The 20,247-nt window shown below is 68.7% G+C and carries 15 protein-coding genes and 1 pseudogene; 9 read left to right on the top strand and 7 right to left on the bottom strand.

From position 1 onward, the window contains the following. Positions 1 to 948: pseudogene (locus V8688_RS25280) on the bottom strand (chromosomal replication initiator protein DnaA); the annotation flags it as partial. 653 nt (positions 949 to 1,601) lie between these two features. On the opposite strand from V8688_RS25280, the gene rpmH reads away from it, so the two are divergent. The 9 genes from rpmH to V8688_RS25235 all read left to right on the top strand — a co-directional run bounded on the left by rpmH (position 1,602) and on the right by V8688_RS25235 (position 11,283). Beyond that, a complete protein-coding gene (rpmH, locus tag V8688_RS25275) occupies positions 1,602 to 1,745 on the top strand; it encodes a 50S ribosomal protein L34 (protein WP_005516618.1) in 144 nt (47 codons plus the stop codon). Positions 1,746 to 1,767: 22 nt separating this feature from the next. Beyond that, positions 1,768 to 2,187, top strand: coding sequence for a ribonuclease P protein component (rnpA, locus tag V8688_RS25270; RefSeq protein ID WP_218722270.1), 420 nt, complete (start codon positions 1,768 to 1,770; stop codon positions 2,185 to 2,187). After that, a complete protein-coding gene (gene yidD, locus V8688_RS25265; protein WP_342801842.1) occupies positions 2,184 to 2,483 on the top strand; it encodes a membrane protein insertion efficiency factor YidD in 300 nt (99 codons plus the stop codon). Before rnpA ends, yidD begins: the two co-directional genes overlap by 4 nt. A 4-nt stretch (positions 2,484 to 2,487) precedes the next feature. Further along, complete coding sequence (yidC, locus tag V8688_RS25260; protein ID WP_218722268.1) at positions 2,488 to 3,564, top strand: membrane protein insertase YidC; 1,077 nt, start codon at positions 2,488 to 2,490, stop codon at positions 3,562 to 3,564. 24 nt (positions 3,565 to 3,588) lie between these two features. Then, on the top strand, positions 3,589 to 4,122 hold the full coding sequence (locus V8688_RS25255) for a protein jag (protein WP_218722267.1): 534 nt from the start codon (positions 3,589 to 3,591) through the stop codon (positions 4,120 to 4,122). Between the two features lie 98 nt (positions 4,123 to 4,220). After that, the gene (gene rsmG / locus V8688_RS25250; protein WP_316573088.1) at positions 4,221 to 4,961 is read left to right on the top strand and encodes a 16S rRNA (guanine(527)-N(7))-methyltransferase RsmG; all 741 of its coding nucleotides are present in this window, start codon (positions 4,221 to 4,223) and stop codon (positions 4,959 to 4,961) included. Positions 4,962 to 8,392: 3,431 nt separating this feature from the next. Further along, on the top strand, positions 8,393 to 9,388 hold the full coding sequence (locus tag V8688_RS25245; protein ID WP_305082671.1) for a ParA family protein: 996 nt from the start codon (positions 8,393 to 8,395) through the stop codon (positions 9,386 to 9,388). A 34-nt stretch (positions 9,389 to 9,422) separates the two neighbouring features. After that, positions 9,423 to 10,451, top strand: coding sequence for a ParB/RepB/Spo0J family partition protein (locus V8688_RS25240; RefSeq protein ID WP_218722265.1), 1,029 nt, complete (start codon positions 9,423 to 9,425; stop codon positions 10,449 to 10,451). Positions 10,452 to 10,557: 106 nt separating this feature from the next. Then, positions 10,558 to 11,283 (top strand): GNAT family N-acetyltransferase, encoded by a 726-nt coding sequence (locus tag V8688_RS25235; protein ID WP_218722285.1) that lies wholly within the window; start codon positions 10,558 to 10,560, stop codon positions 11,281 to 11,283. 63 nt (positions 11,284 to 11,346) lie between these two features. Here V8688_RS25235 and V8688_RS25230 read toward each other — a convergent pair whose 3' ends face one another. The 6 genes from V8688_RS25230 to V8688_RS25205 all read right to left on the bottom strand — a co-directional run bounded on the left by V8688_RS25230 (position 11,347) and on the right by V8688_RS25205 (position 19,784). Continuing rightward, entirely contained in the window at positions 11,347 to 12,540 is a 1,194-nt protein-coding gene (locus V8688_RS25230) for an N-acetylmuramoyl-L-alanine amidase (RefSeq protein ID WP_218722264.1), read from the bottom strand. Between the two features lie 130 nt (positions 12,541 to 12,670). After that, positions 12,671 to 13,003: a thioredoxin gene (trxA, locus tag V8688_RS25225; protein ID WP_019050115.1), complete on the bottom strand. Its 333-nt coding sequence runs from the start codon at positions 13,001 to 13,003 to the stop codon at positions 12,671 to 12,673. Positions 13,004 to 13,044: 41 nt separating this feature from the next. Then, positions 13,045 to 14,031, bottom strand: a complete 987-nt coding sequence (gene trxB, locus V8688_RS25220) for a thioredoxin-disulfide reductase (protein ID WP_218722263.1) — start codon at positions 14,029 to 14,031, stop codon at positions 13,045 to 13,047. Positions 14,032 to 14,127: 96 nt separating this feature from the next. Beyond that, a complete protein-coding gene (locus V8688_RS25215; protein WP_342801841.1) occupies positions 14,128 to 14,973 on the bottom strand; it encodes a hypothetical protein in 846 nt (281 codons plus the stop codon). 96 nt (positions 14,974 to 15,069) lie between these two features. After that, positions 15,070 to 15,627: an RNA polymerase sigma factor SigM gene (sigM, locus tag V8688_RS25210; RefSeq protein ID WP_218722284.1), complete on the bottom strand. Its 558-nt coding sequence runs from the start codon at positions 15,625 to 15,627 to the stop codon at positions 15,070 to 15,072. Between the two features lie 329 nt (positions 15,628 to 15,956). Continuing rightward, the gene (locus V8688_RS25205) at positions 15,957 to 19,784 is read right to left on the bottom strand and encodes a murein biosynthesis integral membrane protein MurJ (protein ID WP_255588812.1); all 3,828 of its coding nucleotides are present in this window, start codon (positions 19,782 to 19,784) and stop codon (positions 15,957 to 15,959) included. Between the last annotated feature and the right edge of the window lie 463 nt (positions 19,785 to 20,247).

The raw sequence follows: 20,247 nt of genomic DNA, 5'->3' as shown, positions 1-20,247 counted from the left end.
GGGGGTGAACAGCGACTCCTGGCCGGGCGGGATGTGCTCACGCCGGGGCGAACCGGACTGCTCCCGCCGGGCGGGCGGGGCGGCGTCGGCCGGGCGCTGATCCGGGCGCGCGCCACGGAACTCCGCGCGACCGCCGAACTCGCCGTTGGCGAAGTCGGGAACCGGATAGACCGCGGTCGGTTCGAAATCGGTGCCGGGGAACTCGGCGCGCTCGGGCTGGAACTCCGGCGCCTGGCCGTATTCCGGCGCCGGCGCGTACTCCGGCTGCTGCTGGTATTCGGGCTGCGCCGGGTATTCCGGTTCGGGCTGCCGGTATTCCGGCTCGGCCTGGTACTCCCGATGACCGGCATAGTCGGGCCGCTCGCCGTACTCGCCCGGCTGCGCGGGGTACTCGCGGCCGCCGTAGCTGTTGCCGTAGTCACCGGTGGGCTGATATTCCTGCCCACCCTGGTAGTCGTTGCCGTACTCACCATTGCCCGCGGGGTACTCGCCGGCACCGTAGCGGGGCCGGCCGTACTCACCGCGCGCGGCGTAGTCGGGAACACTGAAATCGGGACCGGGATAACCGGTCGGCGGGCGCACCTGCTCGCGCGGGCGCTCCGGCCGGCTCGTCATCCTGGCGTGCCGCGGCGAATTGCCGGCCCGCTCCCCCGCGGCCGGGCTCGGCGCGGCGATGCGGACACCCAAACCCTCCACCTGCGGCCCGAGCCGACGCCCCAGCGATCGCAGGATCGGCTCGCGCAGATCACGCTCGATTGCTTCCTGGGCCAGCGAGGACGGAACCGACAGCAACGCGAAGCCCTGGGCGACGGTGAGCGGTTTGACCAGTTTCAGCCAGGCCTGCTGCGCGCGGCTGACCGCGGGGATGGCGCCGTCGGCCGAGCCGGTGGTGAGCTCGGCGACCACCTCAGGCCATACGGTGGCCAGCACATTCTGCTCGTCGTCCATGCAGCGTCCTCCCCGGACCGGTTTGTTGGGGCCCACGGCCGGGCGCACGCGGACAATCACCTGTGAACAGGTGGAATCCAGTGATCCTGCGTACAACCGAAGCCGGTTCGAACGCCGTGCGGTCCCAGAATCCGGACTGCGGCGCGGGCACCGTCGGCCCTACGAATATGCCACTCCGGCCGTCTTTCCACACAATTATCCACAGATGTGGACAAACCTGGGGATAGAGGGAATCTGCCAGCGTGTGGCAGTGAATGGGGCTGGACCTGCGGTTCTTCAGCAATCCCCCGGCTACAGAGGTTAGCCGCCCCCGCCGCAGAAGGCCAGAGGTGTGGACGAACTCACGAAAAGTCCCCGGATGCGTCAGTGCGTCCCGGGCGTGTCGCCCCAGGTCGGCCCAGCTCGGGGCGAGGCGGCGGGGTCCGGTAATCTGGACATCGTGCCTGGCGCACGTGCTTTGGGGGCCGAGTTTGACCCTGCGTAGCGGTATCAGTACCCTCGTACAGTCACCCCTTGGCGCGGTGGCGGCTGTGTGCTGCACGTCGATCGCCAAGGCTTTCTGCGTGTAGACCGCGGTCCGCTGCGCAGACATCCGAATCATTGAACAGACTTCGGGCGCCGAACGGTGCCCACCAACTCGAGGAGTGTTGACCGTGGCCAAGGGCAAGCGGACGTTCCAGCCGAACAACCGTCGTCGGGCGCGCGTGCACGGCTTCCGCCTCCGGATGCGCACCCGTGCGGGTCGCGCCATCGTTTCGGCGCGTCGCCGTAAGGGCCGTGCCGAACTGACTGCCTGATCGCGCGTAGTCGGACGCTCGGGTGTTGCCTGAGCCGTATCGGTTGCACCACCGTGCCGAATTCTCCCGCACGGTGCGCCGCGGTCAGCGAATCGGGAGGCGAGATCTCGTCGTACACGCGTTCACGCACACGTACGACGATGTCGCCGACGTCGATTCCCTGATCCGGGTAGGCGGTCCGCGGTTCGGGCTGATTGTGAGCAAGGCGGTGGGTAACGCGGTGGTTCGCCACCGGGTGGCCCGCCGCCTGCGTCATATGTGCGCCCAGATCGTCGACGAATTGCCGGCCGGTACCGATGTCGTGATTCGGGCGCTGCCCGGTGCGGCCACCGCCGACTCCGCCGAGTTGCTGCGCCAGCTGCGCACCGGACTACGCAAGCTCGGTTTGCGTAGTGCTCCGGAGCCCGCGCTCGGTCGCACCCCGGCCGGTGAGCGGCGATGAGGACCCTCACCCGCCTACCCGCGAACGCGCTGATCTTCCTGATCGAGCTGTACCGGACCTATGTCTCCCCCACCCGGATGCCGATCTGCCGGTTCACTCCCACCTGCAGTGAATACGCGGTGACCGCTCTGCGCACGCGCGGGCTGGTCGTCGGATCGGCACTGACGGTCGTGCGCCTCGCGAAATGCGCGCCCTGGCACCCTGGAGGGTGGGATCCCGTGCCAGAGCGCGGGTCGAATGCCTGCACAAAGTCATCGCCCGCGCTGATCGGCGATACGAACGACGGGAGTACCTAGAGCCGTGCTCGACATCATCTATTGGCCGGTATCCGCGATTCTGTGGTTCTGGCACAAAGCCTTCGGCTTCGTGTTCGGAGCCGACAGTGGGCTCGCCTGGAGCCTCGCCATCGTCTTCCTGGTCTTCACGCTGCGGCTCGTGCTGTACAAGCCGTTCGTGAAGCAGGTGCGCACCACCAAGCAGATGCAGGAGCTGCAGCCTCAGATCAAGGAGCTGCAGAAGAAGTACAAGAACGACCGCGAGACCATGGCGCGGGAGATGCAGAAGCTGCAGAAGGAACACGGCTTCAACCCGCTGATGGGCTGTCTGCCGGTCCTCGTGCAGGTGCCGGTCTTCCTCGGTCTCTTCCACGTGCTGCGTTCGTTCAACCGCACCGGCCACGGCTTCGGTCAGCTGGGGATGTCCGCGTACGACAACGCGCACACCCCGAACTACATCTTCAGCGCGGCCGACGTCCAGTCGTTCCTGAGCGCCCGTATCTTCGGCGCCCCGATCGCGTCGTTCATCACCATGCCGCAGAGTGAGCTGTCGGCCTTCGCCGAGTGGGGTGGCACGCCGACCAAGCTGAGCATCGCCCTCGTCGCGATCCCGCTGATGGTCATCGCCGGTCTGGCGACCCACTTCAACGCCCGCGCCTCCGTCCAGCGGCAGACGCCGGAAGCCGCCGCCAACCCGCAGGCCGCGATCATGAACAAGCTGTCGCTGTGGGTCTTCCCGCTCGGCGTGCTCGTCGGTGGTCCCTTCCTGATGATCGGCATCCTGATCTACTGGGTGGCCAACAACATCTGGACCTACGGTCAGCAGCACCTGGTGTTCGGCCGCATGGAGAAGGAAGAGGAAGAGAAGAAGGCGAAAAAGCTGGAGCTGCGCGCACAGAACGCGCCCAAGCCCGGCGCCAAGCCGGTCGACGTCCGCAAGAAGCAGGATGCCCCGGCCGACGACACCGCCTCGACGAACGGCACCGCCGCGACCAACGGCACCGCCAAGCAGGCCGCCAAGCAGGGTGGCGGCCAGCGCAGGCCGGGCGGTCAGAAGCGGCCGGGTAACCGCGGCCGCGCGAACCAGAAGCGTAAGCGCTGAGTGGCGATCAGATAGAGGAATCCAATGACTGTTGAGACCGAGACCGACGGAGGGGACGCCACTGTGGCGACGACTGTTGACGTCGTGAACGACGCCGAAGAAGCGTTGATCGAAGAGGGCGAGATCGCGGGCGACTACCTCGAGCAGCTGCTGGACGTGCTCGACTTCGACGGCGACATCGACCTCGATGTCGAGGGCGACCGCGCCGTCGTGAGCATCGATGGCGGCCGCGATCTGACCAAGCTCGTCGGACGCAACGGCGAAGTTCTCGACGCGCTGCAGGAGCTGACCCGCCTGGCCGTGCAGCAGGCGACCGGCGTCCGCAGCCGCCTGATGCTCGATGTGGCCGGCTGGCGCGCTCAGCGTCGCACCGACCTGAGCGAGCTCGGCGTCGCCGCGGCGAAGCGCGTGCTCGAGTCGGGCAAGCCCGAGGCGCTGTCGGCGATGACTCCGTTCGAGCGCAAGATCGTGCACGACGCCGTCGCCGACATCGACGGTGTGGCGAGCGAGAGCGAAGGTGTCGAGCCGAATCGTCATGTGGTGGTAGTGCCCGAGTAGGCTGATTCCGCCGCGACCACGTTTGGTGTGATAGGGCCTCCGGTCTCGGACCGGGGGCCTTATTCATGCCCTATTGCGATCGACCACCACTCGGAAGGATGTTTCACGTGGAACTCGAACTGGGTGCGCTGTCCGCCGAGTTGGACCCGCCCGCCGCTGCCGCGCGGATCTTCGGCGACCGCCTGGACCTCGCCCGCCGCTACTGCGCGGCACTGGCCACCGCCGGCGTGGAGCGCGGACTCATCGGCCCGCGCGAAGTCCCCCGCCTCTGGGAGCGGCACATCCTCAACTGCGCTGTGGTCGGTGAGCTGATCGACGAGGGCGCGTCCGTCGTCGATGTCGGCAGCGGCGCCGGACTCCCCGGCATCCCGTTGGCCATTGCCCGGCCCGATCTCCGCATCACCCTCGTCGAGCCGCTGCTGCGGCGCACGGTGTTCCTGGGTGAGTTCATCGAAGAAGTCGGACTCAAGAATGTGACCGTCGTTCGCGGACGGGCCGAGCAGTCCGGTGTCATCAAGGAAGCCGGCGGCGCGGACGTGGTCACCTCCCGCGCGGTCGCCCCTCTCGCGAAGCTCGCCCACTGGTCGCTCCCCCTCCTCCGTGATCACGGTCGGATGCTCGCTCTCAAGGGAACGAGTGCCGCCGAGGAACTCGAGCGCGACGGCGCCGAACTGATCCGCGATGGTGCCACCGATCTCCGCGTGGTCGGGTGCGGTGCCGGGATCGTCGAGGTGCCGACTCTGGTGATCAGCGCCGAGCTGCTCCCCCGCGCCGAGCGTCCGACGCGTCGGAGTGGGCGGAAGGTCGCGAGCGCGGAGAAGAAGTCGCGGAAGCGATAGTTCACATTTCGTAACGTGACGAAACTGCCCGAGGGTGGTTGCCTGCCGCCGACTCAGGCGGAAATTCGTTATCTGTGCCGAAGCGTCAAGAACTGCTCCGTCGCGTTGTTTCACGTGGAACGTGCAGCCGGTGGAACCGGATCTGGCGCAGTGCGGCCTGGGTAGTCGCTCGCCGGATTTCGTCTGTCGGATCGACTTCGTAGTAGGTCCGTGCAGTCGACGGGATTCTCGTCTATGCATTCTCGGTAGGGGTGGGGCTTTGCTCCGCATTCTTCGCGGATCGATGGATCGCTTGATGCGGTGCCGATCGGGGCGGTGTGGGTAGCCCGTCGTGGCGTGGTCGCCAGGCCGGGTGTGGGAGTTGGTGGGCGCGTGCGGGTCGGGGCGAGGTGCGGGATCGCTGGGGTGGTGCTGATCGTTGAAGCGCTGTGAATCGCGGGGTGTGGAATGGGGTGCTGCGCGCAGCGTGACTTGGTGGGAGTGGCGCGGGCTGGCCGGGGTGCGGGGCGAGTGGCTGGGGTGCGGGGTCGGATCGTCGGGTGCGGAGCGGGCCGTCGGGTGGGGCCGGATCGTCGGGGGCGGAGCAGATCGTCGGTCTGAGACCGGTTCGCCGGATGCGGTGCGGGCCGCCGAGTATGGAGTGGGCGGCTGAGTGCGGGGCGGCGGGGTGGGGTGCGGGCCGCTGGGGCGAGTGGATCACTGCAGCCCACCTCCCGAACTCATTACCGGACCAGGTACTCCGAGACGATCAACCGCCGCATCGGCCGCTGGGCGGCTGCTGTCCAGACCGAACGCATCCACATCGAGTCGGCCCGCGAGCAGTGACTGTCGGCAGCACTGATCGATTCGTAGTGTGCGCCGCCAGTTCGGACGTTGAGCACCTCGCCCGGACCACATGCCCCGGACTCTTGTGGCGGACCGCCGCCGCGGTACTCGACGGGCAGCGGCAACCCAGCTCCCTGGCAGAACAGGATGCCCTGCATCGTCCGCGAGTCAGCGGCCGGCCAGATAGCCGATCGCGATCTATGCGATCTGCCAACTGCGAGGAGTCGATCGCCGAGTTCGATGCCGATCGCTATTCGGGATCGCGCCCTGCCCAGTCGCGGCCCACGCCGCCCGTGAGCGGAGAGCATGGTCGGTGGGTAGGAAGTCGCGGGGCAGAGTGCGTCGGTCGGACGATGCCAGTGATACGTCGTCGTCGGCGAAGTCGTGAGCGATGAGCCCGCCGGTCCCGGTCGTCCGAACGTTCTCGGTGGCTGCGGAGCGGGTGGGCCGCGGGATATGGAATGGATCGCCATGTGGGTGTGGGCCGCCGGGTGCGGTACGGAACGCCAGGTGTGGGGAGAAGACCGCTGCGCGCGGGTGCCGGACCACCGGGTGTGGTGCGGACCGGTGGGTGTGGTGCGGACCGGTGGGGGTGGTGCGGACCGGGGGGGGTGGTGCGGACCGGGGGGGGTGGTGCGGACCGGGGGGGGTGGTGCGGACCGGGGGGGGTGGTGCGGACCGGGGGGTGTGGTGCGGACCGGTGGGTGTGGTGCGGACCGGTGGGTGTGGAGGCGGGAGCCGGGTACGGGACGTGGGGTGCTGGGTGTGGTGTGGATGACGGGTGCGGAGCGCTGGGAGCCGGTACGGGACATAGGGCGCTGGTGCGGTGCGGGTGCGGACCGCCGGGCGTGGGTGGGGGGGCTGGGGTGCGGCGCGGATGCCGGGCGTGGAGTGGACCGCTAGGTGTGTGGAGTGGACTGCTGGGTGTGGAGTGGACTGCTGGGTGTGGAGTGGGACCTTGGGTGTGGAGTGGGTGGCTGCGCGCTGTGTGGGTTGTTGGGTGTGGAGTGGTGCGCCGGGTTGCTCATTCAGTTCGGTCTCCGTGTAGGGACTCTTGTGGTGGGGTGAGGGTCCGGAGGTCTTTCGCTGGTGTCGGGTTCGATGTCGCCGAGGCAGGCGGTCGCTTGATCGGACAGGGCCGCCGTCGGTCGGTATCCGAAAAGACTGCTCCGAGGTTCCAGGTTTCATCTGCTCTGGTTGTTCGGTGGCGTCGACGGATTGGCGCGCCCATGCCAGCGCTCGCGGAGTGATTTGGGCCCCGAACACGGTGGGCGCAGTGGACGCGGGTCGAACAGCTTGGCTGCGGGAACCACCGTCGGTCTCCGTGCGGTGGCCGGACATTCGACCGCCTCGACGTAGTAGTGGTGATGCCGCCATGGGTGCCGTCGGCTCAATCCCGCTGCGCGGCCAGAAGCTGTGGCATCCGTGGGGCGCGCGGACAGCTGGCAGACGGACAGGCGGCCCGCAGCCTGGCGCCACGAAGACAGCGCACACCACGAAGACAGCGCATCACGGGGCGGCGTGCCACGGGGGCAGCGCATCACGGGGCGGCGTGCCACGAAGACGACGCGCGACGAAGGCTGCGCACCATGCGAACGCGCTGATCGGGATGGGAGATTGGATGTGTCGGCCATTCCGAGGACCGTGTGCCACGAGGACCGTGCGCNCCATGCGAACGCGCTGATCGGGATGGGAGATTGGATGTGTCGGCCATTCCGAGGACCGTGTGCCACGAGGACCGTGCGCCACGAGATAGCGCGGCACGAGATAGCGCGGCACGAGATAGCGCGGCACGAGATAGCGCGGCACGAGATAGCGCGGCACGAGATAGCGCGGCACGGGATAGCGCGGCACGGGATAGCGCGGCACGGTATTGCGCGGCACGGAGGTCACGCGCCACCAAGACCACTGCACGCGGACAGCACGGCGCCGGGGATAGCACGGCGCCGGGGATAGCACGGCGCCGGGGACAGGGCGGTGTTGAGGACAGGGCGGTGTTGAGGACAGCACGGCGTTGGGGACAGCACGGCGTTGGGGACAGCGCGGCAAAGTGTCGTGCCATGTCGTCGATCCGAAGAGGGCGGAGGCCGGTCGATGGAGCTCCGGCGGCTCTTGCCCGCCACCGACTCCCTTGGTCTCGGCGTCGAGTCCCGACTGCCGTGGCACACGCCTGTCCTCGCCGGACGTCGCGACACCGGTGTGGCCCGGCCGCAGTGGAGCCTCGGAGAGTAGGGATCTGATGAAGGACCGAGGGCCTGTCCCGACACGTCACCATCTCGCGAAAGGCCAAGGGGTGACGACACAGGGCCCAGGACCGGGTCGGAAACTCTGGTCGGCCCGACGATTTCAGACCCGCCACTCCCCCGTGTTTCCCGTGAAACATTGATCCGGAAAGTGATTTGCGCGAACTTGGGTGTGTCCTTCTCGGCGTGCCGCGATTCAGCTTTCCTATCGGTCGTAGTGCTGGCAAGCTGTTCAGAGTCGGGCGTGCGCGCCGGGAGCCACCGTGGCAGTGGCCGGACGCCGCCGATCTTGTTTGTGATGACACGGCGCCGACGCTCGGTCGGGAGAACGTGATCTGAAGTTTCTCGGGTTAGGAGCTGTCTATGTCGAGCGGTCCGGCGAATGTTTCACGGGAAACAGCGTCGCGGGTCCCGGGGATGCTGGATTCCAGCAACTTCGACGCGGAGACGTTCGGGAACACTCCTTTCGGGCATATCTCCCCGGCCGAGACCCCGATCGCGGCGGAAGCGCAACGCGCCAGCCAGATTCTGCATCCAGGAAAGGTCACTGTGCCGAAACCCCGCGAGCAACGGATCATCACCATCGCCAACCAGAAGGGCGGCGTGGGTAAAACCACGACGACGGTCAATCTCGCTGCGGCGCTAGCGCACCAGGGCATGACGGTTCTTGTCGTCGATCTCGATCCGCAGGGCAACGCGAGCACGGCGCTGGGCGTCGCGCATCACTCCGGGGTGCCGTCCAGCTACGAACTGCTGATCGGTGAGGTGACCGTCAAGGACGCGATTCAGCAGAGTCCGCACAGCGAGCGACTGCTGTGCGTGCCCGCCACGATCGACCTCGCCGGCGCCGAGATCGAGCTCGTCTCGATGGTTGCCCGGGAGGGGCGGCTGAAGGCCGCGATCCACGAAGCGGCGATGGCCGGGTACGACATCGACTACGTCCTCATCGACTGCCCGCCGTCGCTCGGCCTGCTCACGGTCAACGCGCTCGTGGCGGCCAAGGAGGTGCTGATCCCGATCCAGTGCGAGTACTACGCGCTGGAGGGCGTCGGTCAGCTGCTCCGCAATATCGGGCTGGTGCAGGCACACCTCAACCCCGAGCTCCACGTCTCCACCGTCCTGCTGACGATGTACGACGGCCGCACCAAACTGGCCGACCAGGTGGCCGAGGAAGTGCGCAACCACTTCGGCGACGTCGTCCTCAAGTCGATGATTCCGCGCAGCGTGAAGGTCTCGGAGGCGCCGGGCTACGGGATGACCGTGCTCGATTATGATCCAGGCTCCCGCGGTGCGATGAGCTACCTGGACGCGGGGCGTGAGCTCGCCGCCCGCGCCCAGCTCCGCCAGGACGCGTCGTAGTGGTGTGTTGGAACGAGGAAGGGATCGGTAGCCGATGAGTCAGGCGAAAAAGGGCGGTCTCGGGCGCGGGTTGGCCGCACTGATCCCGACGGGTCCGGCAGCGACGGCGCCGGGCCTCAGCAGTGCCGCGGCGAGCGTCATCGGGATCAACCCGATCGGCCCGCAGCCGGCCGAGGCGTTCCTGCATCGCGTCCCGGATGCCGAGCCCGAACCGGAGGAAGACCTCGTCTCCCCCGGCGGCGCGGTCTACCGCGAGGTGCCTGCCGAGCAGATCGAGCCGAACCCGAAGCAGCCGCGGCAGGTCTTCGAGGAGGAGGCGCTGGCGGAGCTGGTGCACTCGATCCGCGAGTTCGGCCTGATGCAGCCGATCGTGGTGCGGCGGGTCGAACCGGGTGTCGACAAGTTCCAGTTGGTCATGGGCGAGCGCCGGTGGCGCGCGTGCCAGGAAGCCGGACTGACGACGATTCCGGCGATCATCCGCGACACCGCCGACGGCTCGATGCTGCGCGACGCACTGCTGGAGAACATCCACCGCGTGCAGCTGAACCCACTCGAAGAGGCGGCCGCGTATCAGCAGCTGCTCGAGGAATTCGATGTCACCCACGAGGAATTGGCCTCGCGAATCGGTCGTTCGCGACCGGTGGTGACGAATATGATCCGATTGCTGAAGCTGCCGATCCCCGTGCAGCGTCGGGTGGCCGCCGGGGTGCTCTCGGCCGGACACGCCAGGGCGCTGCTCGGCTTGGATGCCGGAGCCGACGCACAGGAAGTGTTGGCGGCGCGGATCGTCGCCGAGGGACTGTCGGTCCGGGCCACCGAGGAAGCGGTGACGCTGGCGAACCGCAATCCCTCGGAGGTCGCTCCCCCGGCGCCGAAGCGTAAGCCGATCCACATGCCGGGTCTGCAAGAAGTGGCCGAACGGCTGTCGGGCTCCTACGACACCCGGGTCACGGTCAGCCTCGGAAAGCGTAAAGGCAAGATCGTTGTCGAGTTCGGTTCCGTCGAAGACCTCGAGCGCATTGTGGCGCTGATGGAGCAATCCGGCCCCGAAACGTCACTGTGACGGGGCACTTCCAGTCTTTCTACATAATTGAAAGAGGCGGCATTACTGTGGATAGTGATGTGGCGTGAGCGTGGATGAATCGGACAGCTGGAGGCTGAGCAGAGCGGTGTCGACCAGCGTCACGGCATTGACCCTCGATCGACTCGATCAGCTCCCGGCGCACACCCGGCGGTGTGTGTTCTGGGAGCTTGATCCAGCCGTCGCTGCCGACTCACACGCTTTCAGCGACCCGGTCTTCGAGAAGGAAGCCTGGCTCTCGACCGTGATGCTCGAGTGGGGCTCGTGCGGTCAGCTGGCGCATGTGGACAACAACATCGCAGGCTGCGCGCTGTACTCACCGCCGAGCGCGGTCCCCCGGTCGACCCTGTTCCCCACCTCCCCCGTGAGCCCGGACGCGGTCCTGCTGACCACGCTGCAGGCCGAATTCCCCTACGAGGAGGCCGATGTAGCCCATCGGCTGATTCAGGGCGTGGTGGCCGATCTGGTGCGTCGTGGTGTGCGTGCGATCGAGGCGTTCGGCATTCGCAACAGCCCGTCGACGAGCTCGCTGGCCGACCGCGGTCTCGGTTCGTCCATGCGACTGATGGAGCGGATCGCGGCCCCGCTGCGCGATCCGGCGGCGGCGACTCATTGCACCCCCGAAACCTGCATGATCGACGCCGATTTCCTGGCCGACGTCGGTTTCGAAGTGGTGGCCCCGCATCACCGCTTCCCCCGGCTGCGGCTCGAGCTCGACTCCGACCACGGCTGGAAGGAAGACGTGGAGCGCGCCCTCGACCAGCTCCTGGCGGCGGCGTCGATGGTGCCGCCGACCCGCGTCGGCGTGCACTGAACCGGACAGACGACAACGGCCCTGCGGAGAACCGCAGGGCCGTCGGCCGTTTCGGGGCTGCTATCAGACGCGCGGAGCGGGGACGTGGCCCGCGTCGGCGGCGGCCAGCTCCTCGGCGAGCAGCTCGGCGAAGGTGTAGGTGCCGGTGGGCTGGTCGTCCTGGCCGAGCAGGTACAGCCGCTTGACCGAGATGAGGATGGCTTCGGCGATCACGTCCCGCATGCGCGGGTTGGTGAGCACCGAGGCGTCGTACTCGTTGGTGAGGTAGCCGAGGTCCACCTGCACGGTCGGCATCTTGGTGAGCCGCAGCAGGTCCCAGGTGCGCTGGTGCGTGCGGCAGTCCTGCACCGAGGTGCGGGCGACAACCTCGCGCTGGATGAAGCCGGCCAGCACCTGGCCGATCATCGACACCGAGCCGTGCGAGTTGCCGAAGTAGAAGCCGGCCACGCCCTTCGCCGACGGATTGTCACTGGTGGCGCAGCGCAGCGAGATCATCAGGTCGGCGTCGAAGGCGTTGGACGTCTCGGCGCGTTCCACGTCGGTGGGGTTGGCGCCCCACGGGCGGGACAGGAACGTCTCCATGCCGGTGGCGGCCATCCGGCCCTCCAGCCGCGAGGCCAGATCCCACAGGATCTCCGACTCGTAGACGTCACCGAACTCGGTGGGCACCGCGAATCCCTTGTCGGCGCCGCCGAACCCGGGATCGATGACGATGCGCTTGCCGGTGAGCTGCGGGCCCGCCCGGTGCACCACCTCTTCCTCGGCGATGCGATGCGGGTTGCCGCCGGTGACACGCGCGCCGAGCAGATCCAGCGAACGCAAGGTGTCGGGGCCGCAGATGCCGTCGGCGGACAGGCCGATCTCGCGCTGGAAGGCGCTGAGACCGTCGTGGGTGTGCGGGCCGAAATAGCCGTCGACCCGGTGCACGTAGAAGCCGAGGTCCTGCAGCTTGCGCTGCAGGGTCGCGACATCGTCACCGTAGAGCGGCGCGGACAGCTGGTAGATCAGTGTGCGGGCACCCAGGCGGTAGGAGGCTTCCTTCAGCGCGCGGTACGTGGCCGGACCGACCACGCCGTCGACGAGCAGACCGCGTTGCTGCTGGAACGCGCGGACCGCCGAGTCGAGCGGACGGTCGAACTCCGCGTCGGTGTCCTTCCAGTAATCGCCGTGCTGGGGATGCAGGAAGCCCAGGCTTGCGAGGGTGCTCCGAACCTCTGCTACGGCTGGTCCTGAATCGCCGTGACGAAGTCGGTGCATGCGTGAGAGCCCTTTCCTTCGGCCGGAGCGTCGCCTCGATTGTCTCAGACCCGGGCCGTATTACGGCAATCCCGGGTCCAGGCATCCTACGGCGCGTCGGCCGGTAGGAGGTGCTTTATCAGACCGCTGGTCAGATGAGACCGTCGAGTTCGCGCAGCAGTGCCGCCTTGCCCTTGGCGCCGACGATCTGCTTCACGGGCTTGCCGCCCTGGAACAGGATCATCGTCGGCAGGGACAGGATCTGGTAATCGCGGGCCGCGCCGGGGTTGGCCTCGGTGTCGAGCTTGGCGATCGTCAGCTTGTCGGCGTGGGTGCCCGCGATCTCCTCCAGCACGGGGGCGACCATCTTGCACGGACCGCACCAGTCGGCCCAGAAGTCGACCAGCACCGGCTTCTCGCTGAGCAGGACGTCATCGGCGAACGACTGGTCGGTGACGGTGATGGTGTTGGCGCTCTCGGCCATGGCTGTACTCCTTGCTGGGGTGGAACTCGACGTGCTCGAAATCAGTTGGTGGACACCGCTGCCGAGCCGTCGGCGTTTTCGAGGGTGTTGGCGGTGATGTCACCCTGTTCGGCGAGCCAGCGCTCGGCGTCGATGGCCGCGCGGCAACCGGTGCCGGCGGCGGTGATCGCCTGGCGGTAGGTGTGGTCGACCAGGTCGCCCGCGGCGAACACGCCGGCCACGTCGGTAGCGGTCCCCGGATCGGTCACCTGCACATAGCCTTCGCCGTCGAGCGCGACCTGGCCCTTGACCAGTTCGCTGCGCGGGTCGTGGCCGATGGCGACGAACAGACCGGTCGCGGCGAGCTCGGACTCCTCACCGGTGCGGGTGTCGCGCAGGGTCAGGCTGGTGACGCTCGTCTCGCCGTTGACCTTCACCACTTCGGCGTTGAGCCGGAACTTGATCTTCTCGTTGGCCTTGGCGCGCTCGAGCATGATCCGCGAGGCGCGGAACTCCTCGCGACGGTGCACGACGGTGACGCTGGCCGCGAACTTGGTGAGGAAGGTCGCTTCCTCCATGGCCGAGTCGCCGCCGCCGACCACCACGATGTCCTGGCCCTTGAAGAAGAAGCCGTCGCAGGTGGCGCAGGCGCTCACGCCGCGGCCGAGCAGCTCCTGCTCACCCGGCACGTTCAGGTAGCGCGCGGCCGAGCCCATGGCCAGCACGATGGCGTAGGCCTCGAAGGTCTCGTCACCGACGGTGACCTTCTTGATGGGGCCGGACAGGTCGATCGCGTCGACGTCCTCGGTGCGCAGGTCGGCGCCGAAACGCTTGGCCTGCTCGCGCATCTGCTCCATCAGGTCGGGGCCCATGATGCCCTCGCGGAAGCCGGGGAAGTTCTCCACCTCGGTGGTGGTCATCAGGGCGCCGCCGAACTGGGTGCCTTCGAAGACCAGCGGCTGCAGTTCCGCGCGGGCGGCGTAGACGGCTGCCGTGTAACCGGCGGGTCCTGAGCCGACGATGATCAGGTCGCGAACTGGCGTGCTCATGGGGCCCTTCCGAAAGACAAGCTGGGGACGTGTCGGTCAACAACAGCCTAAACGGTGTTGTTCCCGGGCTGACGGCGCTTCCCTCGAAGCGCTGTGTCAACCGATGTCGCGTAGCGCGAGCTGTTCGGGCGCGCCCGTGGTGCAGCCCGCGCCCACGACCAGCGCGGTGATGGTCGGCGGCTTGGGTCCGATGACGAGCACGAGGACCGCGTCGGTGCCGCGGAAGGTGATACTCGACGCACCCAGCACCGTGCGATCGACGCCGTTGGCCTGCACACAGCGGGCCAGCGCCGCTTCGTCGGCCAGCGGGCCGTTCACTTCGCGCTTGCCGAGAGCGCTGAGCGCGGCGGCGGTGGTGAGCTCGTCACCCGCGGAAGCCGGTTCGGTGAACGGCGCCGCGGTCGGGGTGCCGTCGGTGGTGTCGAGCGTGGTGACGACGGCGCCCGCGCCGGCGAGCACGGCGACGGAGGCGGCGGCCGCGGCCAGCCAGCCCCTTCGGCGGCGGGATCGGTACTGCGCCAGCGAGACCGGCGCGTCGACGGGCGGACGCGGTGGCGGCGGCGGGACGGCCATCGTCGACAGGCGGTCGGTGGGGCCGTCCGGCTGAGTGTGCGGCAGGGCCGTCAGCCGGACGATGGGGCCGTCCGGCTGGGCTTGCGGCATGGTCGTCAGGCGCTCGGTGGGACCGTCGTCTGCCTCGAGGTCCAGATCGGCGACGAAACGGAACATGCGGTCTGCGACGTCGTCGGGCATGGGATGCATGACCCGCTCGTCGGTGGCCAGGGCGCGGAGGTGGACGTTCACCTCGTCGAGCCGGCTGAGGTAGTGCAGCGCGTCTGGGTCGGCGCTGACCTGTGGCAGCAGTTGCTCGCGCAGTTCGGCCGCGAGGTTGTCGCCGTGCAGATCGGCCAGCAGCTCCGACGGGAACGGAGGCTGCGGCACGGATCGAGACACCCTCGCACCTCCCCTGTTCTGTCGATATCGGATCGCAGGATTCACATCGCTGACTTGTTCGTCACTGTTAATGACGCATCCGGGCTAGGTCCGGTTCCCCGGATCCCGGAAAAATTCCAAACGTTCTTGCAAACGTACGCGCGCTCGGGAGCAACGGCTCTTGATAGTGCCCTCCGCCACGCCGAGCGCGGCGGCGGTTTCGGCCACGCTACGGCCTTCCATCTCGACCATGACCAGCGCGAGCCGCTGGTCCTCCGGCAGCGTGAACAGCGCCTCGCCGACGACGGTCGACAGTTCGTACTCGGCGAACTCGTCGCGCGGCTCGACCGCCTCGGGCATCGTGTCGGGTGTGATCGAGATCGCCCGCCGGGTCTTGTTGCGGCGAATCCGGTCCAGACACGCGTTGACGACGATGGCGTGCAGCCAGCTGCGGACCTCGGCCTCGGCCCGGAACGAGCCCGCGGTGCGATGCGCGGACAGCAGCGCGTCCTGCAGGGAATCGGCGGCGTCCTCGCGGCTGTAGGAGGTGCGCAGCGCGGTCTGCCACAGATGGTCCTTGTGCCTGCGCAGCAGTTCGGCGAAGGCATGCGGCACGCCACGGACGTGAGCGGCCAGCAGTTCCTTGTCGCTGCCGTTCTCCAGCACGAACGAGCGGTCGCGGTATGCGGCGACCTGCCGCGTTCTCCCCCCGCGGACCTGCTCGTTGACTTCCGGCGACACCTGACCCCTTGGACAGCGCTCATTACGGCGACTTCACGTCGGCGAACGAGGCCGATCCATCACCTGACTACTGCGGCGTCCAGGATCGACGTCGACAAATCCTGGGTAACTCTCTGCCGAGAGCGCGGCCCGATCATATCGTCGATAACAATTGCGCACCAACCGGACCGCAGTTCGATGAACGTCCGATCTCGGCGTGGAATGTGGCGGCCACCTGCGTTGATAGCGCTGGGAGATGGGTCGACGCGGAGCTAGGGCGCGGCGTCGAAGCGGACGTCGGCGATGGCGGTCTGGAATTGACCGCCCGAATTCGCGAGTCCGGTGATCCATACGAGCACGAAACGAGCGGCCTGGTCGGTCTGCACGGCGATGTCGGTGACGCCGTCGACGAGCTTGGCCGAGCCGATCAACTGGGTCTGGTCGAGCGTGGGCGTCTCGGTCGGCGAGGTGCGGATCTCGACGGTGCTGCCCGCGCTGGGCGAGGCGATCGAGACATTGGTCAGCTTCGCCGGCGTCGGCAGCGTGGCCAGCAGCCCCACGCCCTTCTTGAGGGCGGGGAACTGCTGGAAATACTGGTCGGTGCGCCACACCGTCGCCGGGTTCTGGTCGAGCACCGCGCCCGCGCCCGCCGCACCGTCCGGGGTGCCCTCCGGGGAGAACACCGCGGCACCGGTGACCGGCACCGGCACACTGGTCGGCGGCGCGGCCGGGGTCTGCCCGGCCGGTGGCGCCGCGCTCGGCGGCGCGACACTCGAGGTGAGCCCGATGTTGATCTGCTCGTCCAGCGGTTTGTCCGAGGCGCCGGGCGCGAAGATGCTGACCATCCACCAGATGAGAATGCCGACGACCAGCGCCGCGAGGACGCCGAGGCCGACCATGATCCACATCATCCGCTGCGAGCGTTCCCGCTCGGCGGCGAGCAATTCCGGATCGGCGAGCGAATCCGGTCCGCCCGCGACCGCGCGCTGACCCAGCCGCAGGACCGGGATGAAATCGGTCTTCTGGTCGACGACCGAGGCCTGCTCGAGCACGTGCTGCACCGTCGCGGCCGTCCGCACGCCCTTGTTCGACTCCAGCGAGCGAACCGCGACGGCCGAGATCTCGAAAGGGACCTCCGGCCGGATCTGCCGCGGCTCGACGGGGGTGCCGTCGGGGCCGAAATCGGCCAGGCGCAGGCCGCCGATGGTGGCCGCGGTCCCGGTGACACCGCCGACCCGGATGGGCCAGCGCGCGGTGATCAGGGCGTAGAGCATGGCGCCGAGACCACGCACGTCGCTCTGGGCGTCGGAATCGCCGAGGGTGCCGGGGAACGCCAGCACGGCGTCACCGGAGGCACTGATCCGGATCCGGTCGGGATGATCGATCGACAGCGAGCCGCCGCCGCGGTGGGCCAGTTCGGCCGCCGAGGCGAGGGCCCGGATGGCCCTGGCGGCGCCGATCGGCGAGGGGACGGTCTCGGCCATCTCGCGCAGCGAGCGACCGGGCGTCCACTCGGCGACGACGATGCCGCCGGAGCTGCCGCGGACCACGTCCAGGACCCTTGCCAGGCCGGGCGAATTGATCCGGCCCAGGCGCAGGGTGCGCGACAGGATCGCCTGGGGGCCGTCGTGCCCGGAGTTCTCGCCCGACTTCTGGTCGGCGTCGACGAAGGTCAGCGCCACCTCGCGGTCGAGCTTGATGTCGAGTGCCTGCCAGAACTTCAGGCCGCGAGCACCGCCGTGCCCGGCCAGCAGGCGATACCTGCCACCCGCCACGGACGCGCCGGGGATCAGCTTGGGGCCACGCTGGGCACGGTTCGCCGCGGCAGGCGGGACCTGCGGCGGGATCGGCAGCATGCCGGTGTCGTGCGTCGGATCGTGCGGCGGCATCGCGCGCGCGTCGTCCGCCGGTCCCTGGTCCTCTGCCGAGCTGTTATGCGGCGATTCGGCCTCGTCGGGCGTGTCGGCCTGCTCGGATCCTGTCGCGCCGGACGCGGCAGGATCGACATCGGTGGACATTCCTCCTGCTGCGCGCGCCGCAGAATCAGCGGCCGGGACGCCGCCCACCGCGTCATCGCTCACCCTCGGTCCTCCTTCGGCCTGATCTCGCGGAATCTTCCGCGTGCTGGCGTCATCGCCACCCATGTCGGTATGCCGAACAGCGTACGGGAACTGTGCCTGACCGGTGATGTCAACAGCGCCGGGCCGGATCACCGGTAGGACCATCGTCTGGGTGTCCATCGACGGCCCATACGACGGGAACGCGTAGGTGTCGGGCCTGCGCAGGATTGTGGTCGCGTAGATGTCCTCGGCGGGGGTCTCGTCCAGGCCGAGGTCCGGCGCGGGCGGAGTGATACCCAGCTTGCGCGACACGGCGACGGTGATCGCCACGACCTCGGGGATGCCTGCCAGACGCATGAGACCGAAGGCGACCGAGAACATCACCACCGAGTCGATGACCACGCGCAACAGCGAACCCGCGCCGCCGGAGACCCGGTCGAGCCCGGTCACCGTGTCGACGATGAGCATCACCGCGCCGCCGGCCACGGACGCGAGCAGTACGCGCGTCACCGTGCGGCCGACATTGGCCATCCGCAGGTCACCGAGGCTGCGGTGCAGCAGCAGGCCGCCGATCACCGCGCCCGCGGTGAACCCGAGGCCGGTGGCGACGCCGAGGATGATCACCACGTCGTCGCTGTCGCGGGCCAGCACCGGGGCCAGCGCCGAGAACAGGATCTTGATCGTGGTGATGCCGAGGATGATCCAGGTCGGCGTCCAGGCCTGCTCGCGGGCATAGAACACGCGCAGGTGGATCAGCACCAGGGAGTACGGGATCAGCGAGAACGCCGACCAGCTCACCGCGCTGCCGAGGCGTTCGGCGTCGCCGGAGAAGCGGGCGTAGCCGTAGAGCGCCTGGCCGATCTCCGGACCCGCGAGGGTCAGGAAGGTGACCACGGGGATCAGCGCGATCATCGTCAGGCGGGTGGCCACGGACAGGTCGTCGACCACGGCGGGGGTGTCGTCGTCGGCGGCGTTGCGGCTCAGCCTCGGCATGATCGCGGTGAGCAGGGTGACACCGAGCACGCCGTAGGGCAGCTGCAGCAGTGCCCACGCGTTGGCGAAGATCGCGGGACCGGCCTCGTCGGCCGAGGACGCGATGTTGTTCGCGACGACCAGGCCGATCTGGCTGATCAGCACGTACAGGATGATCGCGGCGCCCATCCTGCCGAACTGCTTGAGGCGCGCGTCGACGCCCCACAGCGGGCGCAGATTGATGCCGTGCCTGCGGATCGCGGGCAGCAGGCTCAGTGCCTGGGTGGCCACACCCAGAGTGATGCCGACGCCGAGGACCAGCAGTTTCGGGTCGCTCATCCGCACCGGATCGAGGGTGATCTCGCCGGGTGTCAGCGCGTAGACGGCCAGCACCGCCAGCACGACGACGTTGTTGAGCACCGGCGCCCACGCGCCCGGCTTGAACGCCTGCCTCGTGTTGAGGATCGCGGTGAACAGGGCCGACATGCCGTAGAAGAGGATCGCCGGCGCCAGCAGGTAGGTCAGCGCGGTGGTGAGGTGGGTGTCGACCTTGCCGTCGGAGGCCACCAGCACATGGCTGGCCAGGATCGGTGTCGCGGCCAGCGTCAGCACGGTCGCGGCGAACAGCACCGCGAAGGCGGCGGTCACCAGTCTGCGGACGAACGCGGCGCCGTTGTCGGCGTCCTCGTGTTCGGCGCGTACCAGGGTCGGCACGACGATGGCGGTCAGCACGGCGCCGAGTACCAGCTCGGCCACCATGTTCGGGATCAGGTTCGCCGAGATGAACGCACTGGCGATGGCCGGACCGAGCACCGTGAGCAGCAGCAGCTGCTTGGCGAAGCCGGTGACGCGGCTGACCAGCGTCGCGATCGCGATCGAGCCGGAGTCCTTGAGCAGTTTCGCGTTGGCGCTCTGCGGGGTCGCCGGCTTTTCGGCCGTCACCCGCTCGGGGCGGGCGATCTTCTGGGTCTTGGCGGCGGCCGGGTCGTCGACGACGGCCGCGCGGCGACCGCCCGTCGTCCGGCGGGTCGCGGGTTCGGCCTGCGCGCCGACCGGCGTGCCGGGCATCCCCGGATAGGACGGGCGCTGGGGCGCGTTGCGACGGCCCTCCGGTCNCGCCGGCCGCGCGGCGACCGCCCGTCGTCCGGCGGGTCGCGGGTTCGGCCTGCGCGCCGACCGGCGTGCCGGGCATCCCCGGATAGGACGGGCGCTGGGGCGCGTTGCGACGGCCCTCCGGTCGACGACTCGGGGCGTCGCCCGACGCGCCGGGCTGATCGCCGAAGTGCTGGTCGGGGCGACCCTGCCGCGGGATGGCGCCGGACTGCGGACCGCGCGGGCCACCCGGATTCCGGGAGAATTCCCCCGCACCCGGACCGGGCGGCGGCACCGAACCTTCCCGGGGACGCTGCGGACGGACACCCGCGTCCAGATCGGGACGCGCCTGGCGCGGAATCGCACCGGACGCCGACCCGTGCGGCGGCGCGGGCCGCTGCTGCGGGAACTCACCCGAGGCGGGCGTCCGCCCGGGCTG

Source organism: Nocardia sp. No.11, from assembly GCF_038752175.1.
In the GTDB taxonomy this organism is placed as follows: domain Bacteria; phylum Actinomycetota; class Actinomycetes; order Mycobacteriales; family Mycobacteriaceae; genus Nocardia; species Nocardia canadensis.
The sequence above is the reverse complement of the archived record's forward strand: the minus strand, read 5'-3'. Positions and strand labels throughout refer to the sequence as shown.